This is a genomic window from Rhizobium sp. LjRoot98, assembly GCF_964252935.1.
GTDB lineage: Bacteria > Pseudomonadota > Alphaproteobacteria > Rhizobiales > Rhizobiaceae > Pararhizobium.
This window is the reverse complement of record NZ_CAXUPW020000004.1, coordinates 488,229-502,944: the sequence shown is the minus strand read 5'-3', so window position 1 is coordinate 502,944 and position 14,716 is coordinate 488,229. Positions and strand designations below refer to the sequence as shown.

13 protein-coding genes are annotated in these 14,716 nt (G+C 62.0%); 10 read left to right on the top strand and 3 right to left on the bottom strand.

Features of this window, described 5'->3' with window-relative positions:
• Positions 1 to 8: 8 nt before the first annotated feature.
• From ACSQ3J_RS16765 to ACSQ3J_RS16735, 7 genes are all read left to right on the top strand, one after another.
• Positions 9 to 1,001 (top strand): ABC transporter permease, encoded by a 993-nt coding sequence (locus tag ACSQ3J_RS16765; RefSeq protein WP_112834580.1) that lies wholly within the window; start codon positions 9 to 11, stop codon positions 999 to 1,001.
• A gap of 1 nt (position 1,002) precedes the next feature.
• On the top strand, positions 1,003 to 2,019 hold the full coding sequence (locus tag ACSQ3J_RS16760) for a sugar-binding transcriptional regulator (protein WP_060512043.1): 1,017 nt from the start codon (positions 1,003 to 1,005) through the stop codon (positions 2,017 to 2,019).
• Positions 2,016 to 3,011, top strand: a complete 996-nt coding sequence (locus tag ACSQ3J_RS16755) for an aldo/keto reductase (RefSeq protein WP_060506023.1) — start codon at positions 2,016 to 2,018, stop codon at positions 3,009 to 3,011. Before ACSQ3J_RS16760 ends, ACSQ3J_RS16755 begins: the two co-directional genes overlap by 4 nt.
• Positions 3,012 to 3,023: 12 nt before the next feature.
• Entirely contained in the window at positions 3,024 to 4,772 is a 1,749-nt protein-coding gene (locus ACSQ3J_RS16750; protein ID WP_436039574.1) for an FAD-dependent oxidoreductase, read from the top strand.
• Positions 4,745 to 5,587 carry a class I fructose-bisphosphate aldolase gene (locus tag ACSQ3J_RS16745; RefSeq protein WP_060506021.1) on the top strand — a complete coding sequence of 281 codons (843 nt, stop codon included), beginning with the start codon at positions 4,745 to 4,747 and terminating at the stop codon, positions 5,585 to 5,587. Before ACSQ3J_RS16750 ends, ACSQ3J_RS16745 begins: the two co-directional genes overlap by 28 nt.
• Before the next feature lie 198 nt (positions 5,588 to 5,785).
• A complete protein-coding gene (locus tag ACSQ3J_RS16740) occupies positions 5,786 to 7,315 on the top strand; it encodes an FGGY-family carbohydrate kinase (protein WP_060506020.1) in 1,530 nt (509 codons plus the stop codon).
• 2 nt (positions 7,316 to 7,317) lie between these two features.
• Positions 7,318 to 8,937 (top strand): GMC family oxidoreductase, encoded by a 1,620-nt coding sequence (locus ACSQ3J_RS16735; protein ID WP_436039610.1) that lies wholly within the window; start codon positions 7,318 to 7,320, stop codon positions 8,935 to 8,937.
• 74 nt (positions 8,938 to 9,011) lie between these two features.
• On the opposite strand, the gene ACSQ3J_RS16730 is transcribed toward ACSQ3J_RS16735, so the two are convergent.
• Positions 9,012 to 9,617, bottom strand: a complete 606-nt coding sequence (locus ACSQ3J_RS16730) for a TetR family transcriptional regulator (RefSeq protein WP_112834579.1) — start codon at positions 9,615 to 9,617, stop codon at positions 9,012 to 9,014.
• A 156-nt stretch (positions 9,618 to 9,773) separates the two neighbouring features.
• On the opposite strand from ACSQ3J_RS16730, the gene ACSQ3J_RS16725 reads away from it, so the two are divergent.
• Together ACSQ3J_RS16725 and ACSQ3J_RS16720 are read left to right on the top strand one after the other, a co-directional pair.
• Positions 9,774 to 10,613: an NAD(P)H-binding protein gene (locus ACSQ3J_RS16725; RefSeq protein WP_060506018.1), complete on the top strand. Its 840-nt coding sequence runs from the start codon at positions 9,774 to 9,776 to the stop codon at positions 10,611 to 10,613.
• A complete protein-coding gene (locus ACSQ3J_RS16720; RefSeq protein ID WP_060506097.1) occupies positions 10,613 to 11,095 on the top strand; it encodes an anthrone oxygenase family protein in 483 nt (160 codons plus the stop codon). Before ACSQ3J_RS16725 ends, ACSQ3J_RS16720 begins: the two co-directional genes overlap by 1 nt.
• Positions 11,096 to 11,135: 40 nt before the next feature.
• Here ACSQ3J_RS16720 and ACSQ3J_RS16715 read toward each other — a convergent pair whose 3' ends face one another.
• Together ACSQ3J_RS16715 and ACSQ3J_RS16710 are read right to left on the bottom strand one after the other, a co-directional pair.
• Complete coding sequence (locus ACSQ3J_RS16715; protein ID WP_060506017.1) at positions 11,136 to 11,789, bottom strand: VIT1/CCC1 transporter family protein; 654 nt, start codon at positions 11,787 to 11,789, stop codon at positions 11,136 to 11,138.
• Positions 11,790 to 11,943: 154 nt separating this feature from the next.
• Positions 11,944 to 13,170 carry an ROK family transcriptional regulator gene (locus tag ACSQ3J_RS16710; protein ID WP_060506016.1) on the bottom strand — a complete coding sequence of 409 codons (1,227 nt, stop codon included), beginning with the start codon at positions 13,168 to 13,170 and terminating at the stop codon, positions 11,944 to 11,946.
• Between the two features lie 237 nt (positions 13,171 to 13,407).
• On the opposite strand from ACSQ3J_RS16710, the gene ACSQ3J_RS16705 reads away from it, so the two are divergent.
• Positions 13,408 to 14,646 carry an extracellular solute-binding protein gene (locus ACSQ3J_RS16705; RefSeq protein WP_060506015.1) on the top strand — a complete coding sequence of 413 codons (1,239 nt, stop codon included), beginning with the start codon at positions 13,408 to 13,410 and terminating at the stop codon, positions 14,644 to 14,646.
• Positions 14,647 to 14,716 lie beyond the last annotated feature (70 nt).

Below are 14,716 nucleotides of genomic sequence, written 5' to 3'. Positions count from 1 at the left end.
ACAAGGTCATGGCGGATGCTACATTGGCAACGGCACATCAGGCGCGGGCGCCGGGCTGGAAGCGGCTGGGGACGATGCGCGAGGCAGGACTGATCGCGATCATCCTGGCGCTTTGCATCGCCATGACGTTTGCCTCGCCGCACTTCCTGACGCTCGGCAACTTCCGGGCGATGATGATGTCCTTTTCGGTCGAAGGCATCGTCGTCGTCGGCATGACCATCCTTTTGATCGTCGGCGGCATCGATCTGTCGGTCGGTTCGGTCGTCTGCTTCTCGATGGTGCTGTCGGGATCGCTGTTCCTGATGGGGCTTGATCCGTGGAGTGCATCGCTGATCGGCATCATTGCCAGCGGCCTGATCGGCTGCGTCATGGGCTTCTTCGTCACGGTGGTGGGGCTCAACCATTTCATTACGTCGCTTGCGGCCATGGTGATCGTGCGCGGTATCTGCCTGATCATCACCAAGGGCACGCCGCTGTCGCTGTTTACCTTGCCACCGTCGTTCAAGGCGGTCGGGCAGGGGACGTTCTACGGCATCCCCTATGTCATCCTGATCTTCGTCGCGGTCGTCGTGCTGTTCGATTTCCTGCTGCGCCGGGCAACCGCGTTCCGCAAGGTGTTCTATACCGGCAGCAACGAGAAGGCGGCGCTGTATTCCGGCATCAAGACCAACCAGGTGAAATTCTGGGTCACCGTGCTCTGCGCCACCCTGTCCGGTGTTGCCGGCGTCATATACATGTCGCGCTTCGGTGCCGCGACCCCGACGTTCGGTGTTGGCATGGAACTCAACATCATCGCAGCGGCCGTGATCGGCGGCGCTTCGCTCAACGGTGGCTCCGGCACGATCCTGGGGGCGATCCTCGGCATCGCTCTGCTCTCTGTTGTCACCAGCTCGCTGATCCTGCTCGACGTGTCCGTCTATTGGCAAGACATGATCAAAGGTTGCATTCTGCTCGCCGCTGTTTCAATCGACCATTTCCTGCACAAGCGGAAGGCTGCCTGATATGTCGCCCAATAGGCCGATTGCCAAACTGAAACCCGCCAATGCGCCGCGCGAGGAGATCGTCATTGCGCGGCAGATGCACCAGGCGCTGGTTCTGCATTTCCTCGAAGGGCTGACGCAGGCGCAGATTGCCGATCAGCTCGGCATCTCGCACGCCACCGTCAATCGGCTGATCAAGCGCGGCCGCCAGCTGGGCCTCGTCGAAATCAAGATCAAGTCGCCGGTCGAGCCGCTGGTCGATATGGAAGAACAGCTGCTGGCGCTCGGCGGTATCGGCCGCGCCGTGGTGGTGCCGACGGTGTCGGACAATCCGCAGACAGCGCTGCAGGCGGTCGGCGAGGCGGCGGCCCGGCTGCTTTTGGAAGAGATTATCGATGGCGATACGATCTGTATTACCGGTGGCAAGGGCGTCAGCGCCGTCGTTGCCGGATTGCAAGCGCAGCGCCGCTTTGATGTCGAGGTGATCCCCGCGACCGGTTGCGTCCAGGGCAAACATTACACCGACGTCAACCACGTCTCGACGATGATGGCCGACCGGCTGGGCGGGCGTTCCTACCAGATCCATGCGCCGCTGTTTGCCGATAGTGCGGCCGAGCGCGGCATGCTGATCAACATGCGCTCCGTTGCCGACGTGTTCAAGCGGGCCCGCGAGGCGAAGATCGCCGTGGTCGGCATCGGCTCGATCCTGTCGGACGACTCGAGTTACTACGACCTGCATCCGTCTTCGAGCACCGACCGCGCGGCCATCGAGCGTTCCGGCGCATCGTGCGAACTGCTGGCGCATCTGCTCGACGATCAGGGGCAGGTTTGTGACTACAGCCTCAACCGGTCGCTGGTGTCGCTGACACTGCCGGAATTTGCCTCGATCCCCACCAAGATCGGCGTGGCGAGCGGACCAAACAAGGCAGGACCGATCCTCAGTGTTCTGAGAGGCAATCATCTCGATACGCTGGTGACGGACGAAGCGACCGGTGCGCGCGTGCTGGCATTGGCGAATGGCGAAGGAAAATGGGCATGAGCGGACAACAGTTGACACGCGAGATCGGTGCATCCGGCGTTTCCGCCTCGGCGGTCGGGCTCGGCACATGGGCGATCGGCGGCTGGATGTGGGGCGGGACGGACGAGGCGGAATCCATCGCCGCAATCCAGGCTTCGCTCGATGCCGGCGTAACGCTGATCGATACGGCGCCGGCCTACGGGCTTGGCCGTTCGGAGGAGATCGTCGGCAAGGCCTTGGCTGGCCGCCGCGACAAGGCCGTCATCGCCACCAAATGCGGTCTTGTCTGGCACACGCAGAAAGGCCGCCACTTCTTCGATCAGGACGGCAAGCCGGTTCATCGCTATCTCGGCCGGGACGCAATCCTGCACGAGGTCGAGGAGAGCCTGAAGCGGCTCGGAACCGACTATATCGATCTCTACATCACCCACTGGCAAGACCCGACGACGCCGGTCGAAGAGACCATGCGGGCGCTGGAAGACCTGCGCGCCTCCGGCAAGATCCGCGCCATCGGGGCGAGCAATGTCAGCCGCGATGATCTCAATGCCTATATTGCGGTGGGTGGTCTCGATGCGATCCAGGAACGGTTCAGCATGATCGATCGGGAGATCGAGGTGGATCTTCTGCCAATGACCAAGGCCAACGGCATCGCGACGCTCAGCTATTCGTCGCTGGCGCTCGGGCTTCTGTCGGGCACGATCGGTCCGGACCGGGTGTTTTCCGGCGACGACCAGCGCAAGGATAATCCCCGCTTTTCAGTCGAGAATCGGAAGAAGGCAGCGGCTCTGGCCGACGCCATCCGGCCGGTTGCGGAAAAGCATGAGGCCAGCATCGCCCAGACCGTGATTGCCTGGACACTGGCGCAGCCTGGCGTGACCTTCGCGCTGTGCGGCGCGCGCAATCCGGCGCAGGCGATCGACAACGCGCGGGCAGGCACCATCCGGCTCGACGCGGCCGATCTCGCGGCCATCGATACGGCGATAGCGGCGAAACTGACTGATATGGACAGGTAGCGGATCGCCATCATGAAACGTGAAGAAATATTGGACGGGCTCCGCCAGAGCCCGAAGGTGGACGTGTGTGTCATCGGCGGCGGCATCAACGGCATCAGCGTCTTTCGGGAACTGGCGCTGCAGGGGCTGAACGTGCTGCTCGTCGAAAAGCATGATTACTGCTCGGGTGCCAGTGCCGCGCTGTCGCGCATGGTGCATGGCGGGCTTCGCTATCTGGAAAATGGCGAGTTCAAGCTGGTGCAGGAATCGCTCGCCGAACGGGACCGGCTGTTGCGCAACGCGCCGCATTACGTGGCGCCGCTACCGACGACGGTGCCGGTCTTCGATATCTTTTCCGGTCTCGGCAATGGTCTCGTCCGGTTTCTGGGTTTGAGCCGCAGCCCGAGCCGCAGGGGCGCCATTGCCATCAAGGCAGGTCTCAGTATCTATGATTTCCTGACACGCAAGCGGGCGATGATGCCGCGCCATCAGTTTCGCGGACGGCGTTCGACGCTCAGCAAATGGCCAGCCCTTCATCCGGGCATCAAGAGTTCTGCCACCTATTTCGACGCCTGGGTCAGTCATCCGGAACGGCTTGGCATGGAACTGTTGCAGGACGGTCTTTTGGCGGCACCCGGGGCCAAGGCGCTGAACTATGCGGAGCTGCGCCGCACGGAAGACGGCCGGTATCGCGTGGAAGACCAGATTGGCGGTGCATCCGTTGCCGTTGAACCGGCGCTGATCATCAATGCCACTGGTGGCTGGATCGATATCGCCAACCAAGGCCTGTTTTCGCCGGACGCGCTCCCCGCACCGCTGATGGGCGGCACCAAGGGATCGCATCTGATCATCGACAATGACGCGCTGCGCGGCGCGCTCGCCGATCACATGATCTATTACGAAAATGAGGACGGGCGGATTTGCATCCTGTTTCCCTATCTCGGCAAGGTGCTGGTCGGGTCCACCGATATCCGCGTCGATGATCCGGAAACCGTGCGCTGCGAAGCCGACGAGCGCGATTACATCCTGCAATCGCTCGCCTTCGTCTTGCCGGATATCAAGATCAGGCCGGAGGAGATCGTCTTCCAGTTTGCCGGTGTGCGGCCGCTGCCTGCCAGCACCGATAGCTTTACCGGCCGCATTCCGCGCGATCATTTCTGCACGGTCGTGGAGCCGAAGGATGGTGGTCCGCCGGTGCTGTGCATGATTGGCGGCAAGTGGACGACGTTCCGGTCGTTCGGGGAGATGGCCGCCGATATGGCGCTCGAACGGCTAGGCAAACGCCGCCGTGTTTCGACAACCGACCGGCCAATCGGCGGCGGGCGGGCCTTTCCGGCCAATGCGCCGGTCTGGCTTGAGAACACTGCCACGGCCAAGGGGCTTTCCGGAGCGCGCATGGCCGAGCTGTTTGCCCGTTATGGCACCGATGCCGAGGCCGTTGCAGCCTTCATTGCGGCAGGCCCCGACGCAGCGCTGCCGCACGCCGGTTATTCGGTACGCGAATTGCAGTTCCTGATCCGCGGCGAAGCGGTCGAGCATCTTGACGATCTGCTGTTGCGCCGGACGGCGCTGGCGATTTCGGGCGAACTGTCGCTGGATATGGCCGATGCGGTGCTGGATCTGCTGGCGCAGGAAAAACACTGGACACCGGCGCAGCGCGCTCAGGAGCGCAGCCGTTTTCTCACCCTTCTCAACGGGCGCCATGGCGTCGATGAAGATATGCTTTCCGCAAGGAACGAACCAAGGAGCACAGAATGCGAAACAACAGCAAAGTCCGGATGAACCGGCTGTTCGGCAATGGCCGCTGCCTCGACGTGGCGATAGACCACGGCGTATGCAACGAGCCGTCTTTCCTCGATGGACTGGAAAACATCGAAGCGGTCGTCAAGGCGCTGGTGTCTGCCGGGCCGGATGCGATCCAGATGAACTACGGCCAGGCGGACCTGCTGCAGGATATCCCTGGCAAGGACAAGCCGGCACTGGTGATGCGCATCGACATGGGCAACCCCTATAACCGCATCCGCCACCGCGACATGTGGGCGGTGTTGCAGAACGAGGCCGAGCCGCTGATCGGCGCGCTCGAGATGGATGCCGCCTGCGTCGTCGTCAACCTGTTCATGCTGCCGGACGAGCCGGACCTGTTCCGCCAGTGCGTGCAGAATATTTCCCGCGTGCGGGCCGATTGCGACAAGTATGGCATGCCGCTGATGATCGAGCCGCTGGTGATGCAGCCGGTCACGGAAAAAGGCGGCTACATGGTGGATGGCGATGCCGACAAGATCGTCACGCTGACGCGTCTTGCCCGCGAGATGGGTGCCGATATCGTCAAGGCGGACCCGACCGACAATGCCGCGGATTTCCACCGGGTGGTGGAGGCGGCGCGCTGCCCGGTTCTGGTACGTGGCGGCGGCAAGGAAGATTTGCGGGCTGTGTTCGATAAATCGGCGGCCTTGATGCAGCAGGGCGCCATGGGCATGGTCTATGGGCGCAACATCTATCAGCATGCCAATCCGAGTGCCGTGGTGCGCGGACTGATGGCGATCATTCATGAGAATGCCAGCGGCGAACAGGCGTTTGCGCGTTATCAGCAGGGGTAAGGAGCAGGTTCTTTCTTCTCCCCAACGGGGAGAAGTGCCGAGCTTAGCGAGGCGATGAGGGGGCGGCGAGTTCAGAGCCTGCCGCCCCCTCATCCGGCCCTTCGGGCTACCTTCTCCCCGTTGGGGAGAAGAGGAAGTAAGGCCTGTGTTTTCGGCCCGATCCGCGCAAAACTGTCAGAGCCTTGGGAGGGGTTTAGAATGAAAGACTATCTTTTGGGGCTCGACGCCGGAAACACCGTGATCAAGGCGGTGATTTTTGACCGGGCGGGCAACGAAATCGCGGCCGCTGCCGAGGAAGGCCATAGCCGCATGCCGCACCCGGGCCATGTCGAGCGCGGTCTCGATGAACTGTGGACCAATGCGCGGCAGGTTATTCGCGCCTGCATTGAGAGAGCGAAGATCCAGCCCGAGGAAATTGCCGCGATCGGTTGCGCCGGGCATGGCAACGGTCTCTATGCGCTCGATCGCGATGGCGCACCGCTCATCGGCATCCAGTCGCTCGACACACGGGCGTCCGGCCTGGTCGACGAATGGCGTGGAACTGGCGTCGGCGAGCGGACCTATCCGATTGCCCGCCAGCGTCCCTGGCCGTCGCAGACGCCGACCTTGCTCGCCTGGCTGAAGCGCCACCGGCCGGAGCAGTTCAGCCGTATCGGCACTGTGTTCTTCTCCAAGGATTTCATCGTCAACCGCCTGACTGGCGAGCGGGTCAGCGAGGTTTCCGACATGTCCGGCGCGGGGCTGCTTGATCTTGCCGAACGCCGCTACGACAAGGCGTTGATGGAGGCCTATGGCCTCGGCGATTGCATGGACCTTCTGCCGCCGCTGATCGAAAGTGCCGATATTGCCGGCATGGTAACGGAAGAGGTGGCGAGCCAGACCGGTCTTGCCGCCGGCACGCCGGTGGTGGGCGGGCTGTTCGACGTGGTCGCCTCGGCGCTCGGGTCGGGCGTCACGCGCACCGGCAGCGCCTCTATCATCGCCGGGACCTGGAGCATCAACCAGGTGATCATCGACGGTCCCGATCTCGATGGGCCGGTCTTCATGTCCTCCACTTTCGACCGTGGCCGGTACATGGCGATGGAAAACAGCGCTACTTCGGCCGCCAATCTCGAATGGCTGGTCAGGGAGTTCTTTGAAGGCGAGCATGCGGACGGCGTTTCGCCCTTTGATGCAGCTTGCGCGCTGGCCGGAGCAGTCGAGCCCACGGCCGACGATCCGCTTTACCATCCCTATCTTTACGGCGCCCAGCAGGACGGCCATGCGCGGGCCGGTTTCTACGGCATCGCCGGCTGGCACACCAAGGGGCATCTCGTACGGGCGCTGCTGGAAGGCGTTGCCTTCGGTCATCGCCAGCATATCGAGACGATCCGCAAGGCCGGTGCCGTGTTCAACGAGGCTGTCCTTTCCGGTGGCGGGTCGCGCAGCCTGATCTGGCCGCAGATCTTCGCCGATGTGCTCGGCGTTCCCGTCACCGTTGCCCGCTCGCGCGAAACCGGTGCATTGGGAGCTGCGATCGCCGCTGGAACCGGCGTCGGTATCTTTGAGGATTTCGGTGCGGGTGCCGCAGCCATGGTGCGCACCGAGCGGCATTATCGTCCGAACGTCTCGCTTGATGCACATTATGCCCGGCGCTACGCTCTCTATACCGATATTGCCGAGGCGATGGGGCCGCTCTGGCGGCGTCTGACAGCGGTTGAGCCGGTTGTTGCTGGAGTGGCGGCGTGAACATGCATGTGAATGACCAGACCTTGGATGCGGGAACCTACGACTTCATCGTCGTTGGGGCTGGATCGGCGGGATGCGTGCTGGCCAACCGGCTTTCTGCAGATTCGAAAAACCGCGTGCTTTTGCTCGAGGCTGGCGGCAGCGACCGGTATCACTGGGTGCATGTGCCGATCGGCTATCTCTACTGCATGGGCAATCCGCGCACCGACTGGATGATGAAGACGGCGGCCGAGGCTGGGCTGAACGGCCGTTCCTTGCCTTATCCGCGTGGAAAGGTGCTCGGCGGCTGCTCGTCGATCAACGGTATGATTTATATGCGCGGCCAGGCGGCCGACTATGACGGCTGGCGGCAGGCAGGCAATACCGGCTGGGGCTGGGACGATGTGCTGCCCTATTTCCTCAAATCCGAGGACAATTATCGCGGCAAGTCGCGGATGCACGGGGCGGGTGGCGAATGGCGGGTGGAAAAACAGCGGCTGTCCTGGCCGATCCTTGATGCCTTCCGGGATGCGGCTGAAGAACTCGGCATTCCGAAAACCGACGATTTCAACGATGGCGACAACGAGGGTTCCGGCTATTTCGAGGTCAACCAGCGCGGCGGCCTGCGCTGGAACACCACCAAGGCTTTCCTGCGCCCGGCGATGAAGCGGGCCAATCTGCGGGTGCTGACCGGGGCGGAAACCGAGCGGCTGGAGTTCGACGGCAGAATGGTGACCGGCGTGCGGTTCCGGATGAACGGGCAGGCGCATGTTGCCCGCGCCAGCCGCGAGGTCATCCTGTCGGCCGGTGCAATCAATTCGCCGAAGATTCTGGAGCTTTCCGGGGTCGGCAGGGCGGATGTGCTGGCGTCCGCTGGCATCGGTGTTACCCATGATCTTCCGGGTGTCGGCGAAAACCTGCAGGATCATCTGCAGATCCGCACGGTGTTCCGCATCGAGGGCGCCAAGACGCTGAACCAGCTCTACCACAACCTGTTCACCCGGGCGGGCATGGGGCTCGAATACATGTTGCGCCGCTCCGGGCCGCTGTCGATGGCGCCGAGCCAGCTTGGCATTTTTGCGAAGAGCGATCCGGCGGTGGCTACGGCCGATCTCGAATACCATGTGCAGCCGCTGAGCACCGACCGGCTGGGCGAACCGCTGCACAAGTATCCGGCCGTCACCGTATCGGTCTGCAACCTGCGGCCGGAAAGCCGGGGGACCGTGCATGTCGCCGGGCCTGATCTTTCCGTCGCTCCGGAAATCCGCCCGAACTACCTTTCGACGGCCGGGGACCGGATTGTTGCGACCAATTCCATCCGCCATGCACGGCGCTTGATGGAAGCCGGTGCCATCGCCAAATACCGGCCGCAGGAAATGCTTCCGGGTACGCAGTATCAGAGCGAAGAGGACCTGATCCGCCGTGTCGGCGATATCGCCACGACGATCTTCCATCCGGTCGGCACCTGCAAGATGGGCAGCGATCCGCTGGCGGTGGTCGATCTGCAATTGCGGGTGCATGGCCTCTCAAAACTGCGGGTGGTCGATGCCTCGATCATGCCTTCGATCGTTTCGGGCAACACCAATTCGCCCGTCATCATGATCGCGGAAAAGGCGGCGGAGCTGATTGCCTCGGCTCGATAGGCATCCGATACGGCGAGCGACGAGTGGCTCTGCCTGAGCGGCAAGCCTGCTGGCAAACCTGATGCGCCGGGATTTCACGGCGTATCGGGGGCGTCAGCAAAGCTCCGATAGGCCATGCGCTTATAGGCTTCGATGAGGGCGCGGCCTTCCGGCTCGCCGGTCGAGATCGCCAGCCGCATGACGCACTCGCAAAAATACATCACCAGCAAGGCCGACGCCTGAAGCTTGTCCACGTTCTCGCCCGGCAGCGCGCGCTTCAGCGCCCTGGTGAGAAGGATGGCATTCTGCCGGCTGGCCTCAAGCTCGATCTCGCGCAATGCCTTGTCCGCCTGCATTGCCGACCAGATGTCGCGGATCACCGGCTCGGCCAGGAATATCCCGTAATACTCATCGATCAGCGCCGAAAAGGCCCGTTGCAGGTCTGCCATCGTCCTTACATCGGCGAGGCCATCGGTGATGCAGGTGCGCGAGATAGCATTGTAACGCTCGGCCAGCGTCCGGATGATCGCCGCCTTGTCGGGAAAATACTGATAGAGCGAACCGATCGAAATGCCGCTCAGCTCGGCCACTTCGCTCATCCGCATCGTGTCGCTGCCACGCTCGGCAATCAGCCGTGAGGCACTCGACAGAATAAGCTCGACCCGTTCGCGGCTGCGCTTTTGCGTCGGCGATTTGCGCATTGCCCCTTCGTCTTCCGGTGCCGGCGAGGGGGCTGTCTGGTCCAGGGCCAAGGGTCATCCTTTCGATATTTCGCTTGACGATCAAAATACGAGGGTTTATCACATTTAGCAAATGTGAGGATTGCTCATATTGTTGAGGCCAAAGGGAGCAGGTTGATGAGCGCAGAAGCAAGCGGAACGATTGTGATCCTGGGCGGTGGCGGCAAGACCGGGCGGCGGGTGGCGGAGCGCCTGGCGGCAAAGGGCAAGGACGTGCGGCTTGCGTCGCGCTCGACCGCTCCGGCATTCGACTGGACCGATCCTTCGGGCTGGGCGGCTGCGCTCGACGGTGCCGATGCCGCCTATGTCAGCTACCAGCCGGACCTTGCTGTTCCAGGTGCCGTCGAGGCGATCGGGACTCTCTGCCGGATGGCGGCCGACAAGGGCGTCAAACATCTGGTCTTGCTGTCTGGACGCGGAGAAGACGAGGCTCTGGCGGCGGAAGAGACGCTGAAACGGTCCGGCGTTGGCTATACCATCATCAGCGCCAGCTGGTTCTTCCAGAATTTCAGCGAGGCTTTCCTGCTCGACGGCATCCAGTCCGGCGAGTTGTTCCTGCCGGTCGGCGCTGTGAAGGAGCCCTTCATCGACGCCGATGATATTGCCGATGTTGCGGTTGCCGCTTTGACGGAGCCGGGGCACACGGGTAAGACCTACGAGGTGACAGGGCCGCAGTTGATGACGTTCGGTGAGGCGGTGGCGGAGATCGCCCGGCAGACGGGCCGCGATATCCGCTTCACTACCGTCGGTATCGATGACTATGCCGCCATGCTGGAACAGGCGCAGATTCCGGCTGATTATATCGGACTGGTGCGGTATCTGTTCACCAGCGTTCTCGATGGCCGCAACGAGAGCCTGACGGACGGTGTCGCCCAGGCGCTTGGCCGTCCGCCGCGTGGTTTTGCCGGTTTCGTGCGTGAAACTGTTGCAACCGGTGTCTGGGAGGAGCCGAAATGATTGCCGCACTTTTTCCCTGGCTGATCTTTTCGGCCGTGATCGGCGCCGGGCTCAATGCCGGCCTGTTCTTCATCTTCTCGGTCTGCATCATGGCGTCGCTGGCGCGGCTGCCGGCCGAGCAGGGCATCGCCGCAATGCAGGCGATCAACGTGGTGATCCTCAATCCATGGTTTCTGCTGGTCTTCATGGGAACGGCGGTTCTGTCGTTGATCCTCGTTGCCGGCGGTTTCATCCATGGCGGGCCGGCGCGGTTCTATCTGATCGCTGGCGGGCTGCTCTTTCTCGCAGGCGTCATCCTGGTGACGATGATCGTCAATGTGCCGATGAACAATGCGCTGGAAGCACTGCAACCGGGCAGCGACGAAGCCGCCCGCCTGTGGGCATCCACCACGCTCGTCGACTGGGTCTGGTGGAACCATGTGCGCACATTGTCGTCGATCGGTGCATTGGGGTGTTTTGTGATGGCTTTCCGCACGGCCTGAACACGTCAGTGCCGTGAGCTAAACTGCCTTTTCGCGCCGTTTATCCGCCGAACGCGATGGTGACGAGCACGAGGACACTGCCGATCGAAGCCATGGCAAAGGCCGTTGGCCAAGGTTTCCGTCCGGTATATCTGCCGATCTGAGCGCCGATGATAAACAGCATGACTAGCGATGTCGCGTTGGACACGCGCATGGCCAAGCGCAATTCGTCGATAAAAAAGAAAGGGATGCTCGGAGGCAGTGTCGAGGCGACGACAAGTCCGAAAATCAGCACAGCAGCCTTGAAATCGCCAAGCGTAACCACTCTGCCGCCTTGTACCTCCGGCTTCGCCCGCATGCATGAGAACAATGCCTCAACCTGGCTGTTGTCGAGGCATGATCCGATCTCATCGGGAAGGTGCTCAAGAAAAACCTGGCGGGCTTCAGGCACAGCATCTTTTCGGATCGATGTCATCAAATGTCGTTTTCTCGCCCGCTCCACTGCGACCGCAAGCACGAACATCACGCTGTCCACGATGCCCCACGCGACATTGCATCCCAGCGCGGCAACCAGCACGCCGCCGACCTGTTCCCCATCGGCTACGGCCGCACTCATCGTTCCGGTAAAGGAAAGCGCCATCAGTAATCCGAAGACAATCTCGGACATCCGGTCGACCGGATCAAGAACAGGCCGGGCACGCTCAACAATCGTCATTGAAAATCCCTTTATCCCGCTTCGAAGAAACTCGTTCTACCGTTCGTGCCTTCGTCATCCACCTGGCGGTGAGACCGATACACTGGCAGGGCTGCTTGACCGCTTCGGGCCGAAAGCTGACCGTCCTTTGGTGCAAGTTCATGCGGCCCGGCCCTCAATCCAGCGCGTTGGCCCGCGTTTTCAGGATCGCCGAAAAACGCGGGTCGAAGGCGCGGCTGATCGGTTCGGCGGCTGCACCGAGCGCCACCGACCAGGGGTCGGTCATGCCCAGTTGCAGGCGGGGTATCGGGCGGCCCGGGCGGTTGGCGTTGGACGGAAGCAGGGGGTGGATGGCCTCCAGAAGTTTGCGGGTCAGCGCTTCCGGCCCGGTTGAGCAGAGAATGACGGTCTGGGGGTCGAAGATTGTCTCGATGATCTGCACCCCCCAGCGCAATTCTTCGGCGGCCGCATCGATCCACGATGCCATCGCAGGATCGCCGGTGTTCACCAGCATGTTCAGGTGTTCTGGCAGTCCGGGATCGGACGGGTCGGCGCCGAGATGCTCGTAGAGCGAGGCAAGCGACGCGCGGTGCTCAAGCGACGTCTGGTCCGGCCGCCGCTGGGTGGGAGGTAACAGCACCATGCCGATTTCACCGGCATTGCCGTTGGTTCCGGCATAGAGTTCACCATTCAGAATAAGGCCGGCGCCAATACCGAAACCGACATACAGACAGACGGCATGATCGATGCCATGGGCAGCACCAACCATGCGCTCGGCAGTGGCGCAGGCGGCGGCGTCGTTCTGGAGTGCCACTTCCAGCCCGGTGCCGGCGGCCAGTGTCTCGAGCAGCGGAAAATTCTGCCAGGCGGCCATCATCCACTGATCGTCGTTGTCGGTCGCCAGCCCGAACGGGCCGGGCATGGCGACGCCAAGGCCGACCAGCCGTTTCTCGGCCTGATCGGCAATGCCAGCCAGTTCGGTACGCACATGTTCGATCAGGTCGAGAATGACCTTGGCGCCATTGGCCGGGCCGCCCGGTGGCAGGTTTGCCTGGGCGCGCACCAGAACGGTGCCAACGAGATCAACCGCGATGGCCCGCGTCACATGCCGGTCGATCTGCAGGCCGATGGCAAAGGCACCGTCCGGCACCAGCCGGTAGGGCGTCGAGGGCTGGCCGCGGCCGTTGCGGACTGCCGCCAGCGAGACCACCAGTCCGTCGCGCTCCAAATCCTCGATGATGTTGGAGACTGTCTGCTTGGTGAGTTTTGTTGCCCGCGCGAGATCGGCACGCGACAACTGCCCGTTCAGTCGCAGCGCGTCGATCATGACGCGGCGGTTATGGGCGCTGGTGCCCTCCTGATTGGTGCCGCTTTTGGCCCGGATCGGTCGCATCTCGTTCATCCCGCGGAACCCTCTTGACACCATTAGAATATTGAACAAGAATTAAGTCAAAGCAATTGACTTAATAAAAAAGAGCCGCAGAGCTTTTCGGGAACAAACGGCATTACGGAACAAGTCCTAGTGGCCGCACAACACTTCGACAAGGCATGCCGGAAGCCGCTTCACGCGGTTTCGCGGAGAGGCGCGCGTTTTGCGGGCCGAGAAGACGACTGTTGTTTAATAATGGAGGGAAAAGACATGTTGAAAGCCAAACGTAATGCGCTCATGGGCGCCGCTCTGGTCGGTGCATTTTTTGCGACCAATGCCTATGCTGAAACCACGCTCAATGCTCTGTTCATGGCGCAGGCCGCCTATAGCGAAGCCGATGTCCGGGCCATGACCGATGCCTTTGCCAAGGCTAATCCGGACGTCAAGGTCAATCTCGAATTCGTGCCTTACGAAGGCCTGCACGACAAGACCGTGTTGGCGCAGGGTTCCGGCGGCGGCTATGACGTCGTGCTGTTCGACGTGATCTGGCCTGCCGAATATGCCAGCAACAAGGTTCTGGTTGATGTGTCCTCGCGCGTCACCGACGACATGAAGAAGAACGTGCTGCCCGGCGCCTGGACGACGGTACAGTATGACGGCGCCTATTATGGCATGCCATGGATCCTTGATACGAAATACCTGTTCTACAACAAGGAAATCCTTGAAAAGGCAGGCATCAAGACGCCGCCGAAGACCTGGGACGAGCTGGCCGAACAGGCCAAGGCCATCAAGGACAAGGGCCTTCTGGCCACCCCGGTCGCCTGGAGCTGGTCGCAGGCGGAAGCTGCGGTCTGCGATTACACGACGCTGGTCAGCGCCTATGGCGGCGACTTCCTGAAGGACGGCAAGCCCAACTTCCAGACCGGTGGCGGCCTTGATGCGCTGAAGTATATGGTGTCGAGCTATTCGTCCGGTATCTCCAATCCGAATTCCAAGGAATTCCTCGAGGAAGACGTCCGCAAGGTGTTTGAAAACGGCGAAGCCGCGTTCGCGCTGAACTGGACCTACATGTACAACCTCGCCAACGCGGGCAAGGACAGCAAGGTGGCAGGCAAGGTCGGCGTCGTTCCGGCTCCGGGCGTTGCCGGCAAGAGCGAGGTTTCGGCCGTCAACGGTTCGATGGGCCTCGGTATCACGGCGACCAGCAAGCATCCGGACGAAGCTTGGAAATACATCACCTTCATGACCTCGCAAGCTGTGCAGAACCAGTATGCCAAGCTCAGCCTGCCGATCTGGGCTTCATCCTATGAAGATGCGTCCGTCAGCAAGGATCAGGAAGAGCTGATTGCGGCTGCCAAGCTGTCGCTGGCCGCCATGTATCCGCGTCCGACGACGCCGAAATACCAGGAGCTTTCGACAGCCCTGCAGCAGGCCATTCAGGAAGCATTGCTTGGCCAGACCAGTCCGGAAGATGCCCTGAAGACTGCCGCCGAGAATAGCGGTCTCTAAGGCGCCGGGGTCACCCCTTCGCCGTGCATCCACCGATCTCCGGGCGGCACCATGTCTGCCGCCCGGCCTT

Coding starts and splice junctions, on each gene's coding strand:
- ACSQ3J_RS16735 (WP_436039610.1), top strand. CDS start 7,318: ATGCATGTGAATGACCAGACCTTGGATGCGGGAACCTACGACTTCATC.
- ACSQ3J_RS16730 (WP_112834579.1), bottom strand. CDS start 9,617: ATGCGCAAATCGCCGACGCAAAAGCGCAGCCGCGAACGGGTCGAGCTT.
- ACSQ3J_RS16745 (WP_060506021.1), top strand. CDS start 4,745: ATGCGAAACAACAGCAAAGTCCGGATGAACCGGCTGTTCGGCAATGGC.
- ACSQ3J_RS16750 (WP_436039574.1), top strand. CDS start 3,024: ATGAAACGTGAAGAAATATTGGACGGGCTCCGCCAGAGCCCGAAGGTG.
- ACSQ3J_RS16705 (WP_060506015.1), top strand. CDS start 13,408: ATGTTGAAAGCCAAACGTAATGCGCTCATGGGCGCCGCTCTGGTCGGT.
- ACSQ3J_RS16725 (WP_060506018.1), top strand. CDS start 9,774: ATGAGCGCAGAAGCAAGCGGAACGATTGTGATCCTGGGCGGTGGCGGC.
- ACSQ3J_RS16755 (WP_060506023.1), top strand. CDS start 2,016: ATGAGCGGACAACAGTTGACACGCGAGATCGGTGCATCCGGCGTTTCC.
- ACSQ3J_RS16710 (WP_060506016.1), bottom strand. CDS start 13,170: ATGAACGAGATGCGACCGATCCGGGCCAAAAGCGGCACCAATCAGGAG.
- ACSQ3J_RS16765 (WP_112834580.1), top strand. CDS start 9: ATGGCGGATGCTACATTGGCAACGGCACATCAGGCGCGGGCGCCGGGC.
- ACSQ3J_RS16715 (WP_060506017.1), bottom strand. CDS start 11,789: ATGACGATTGTTGAGCGTGCCCGGCCTGTTCTTGATCCGGTCGACCGG.
- ACSQ3J_RS16760 (WP_060512043.1), top strand. CDS start 1,003: ATGTCGCCCAATAGGCCGATTGCCAAACTGAAACCCGCCAATGCGCCG.
- ACSQ3J_RS16740 (WP_060506020.1), top strand. CDS start 5,786: ATGAAAGACTATCTTTTGGGGCTCGACGCCGGAAACACCGTGATCAAG.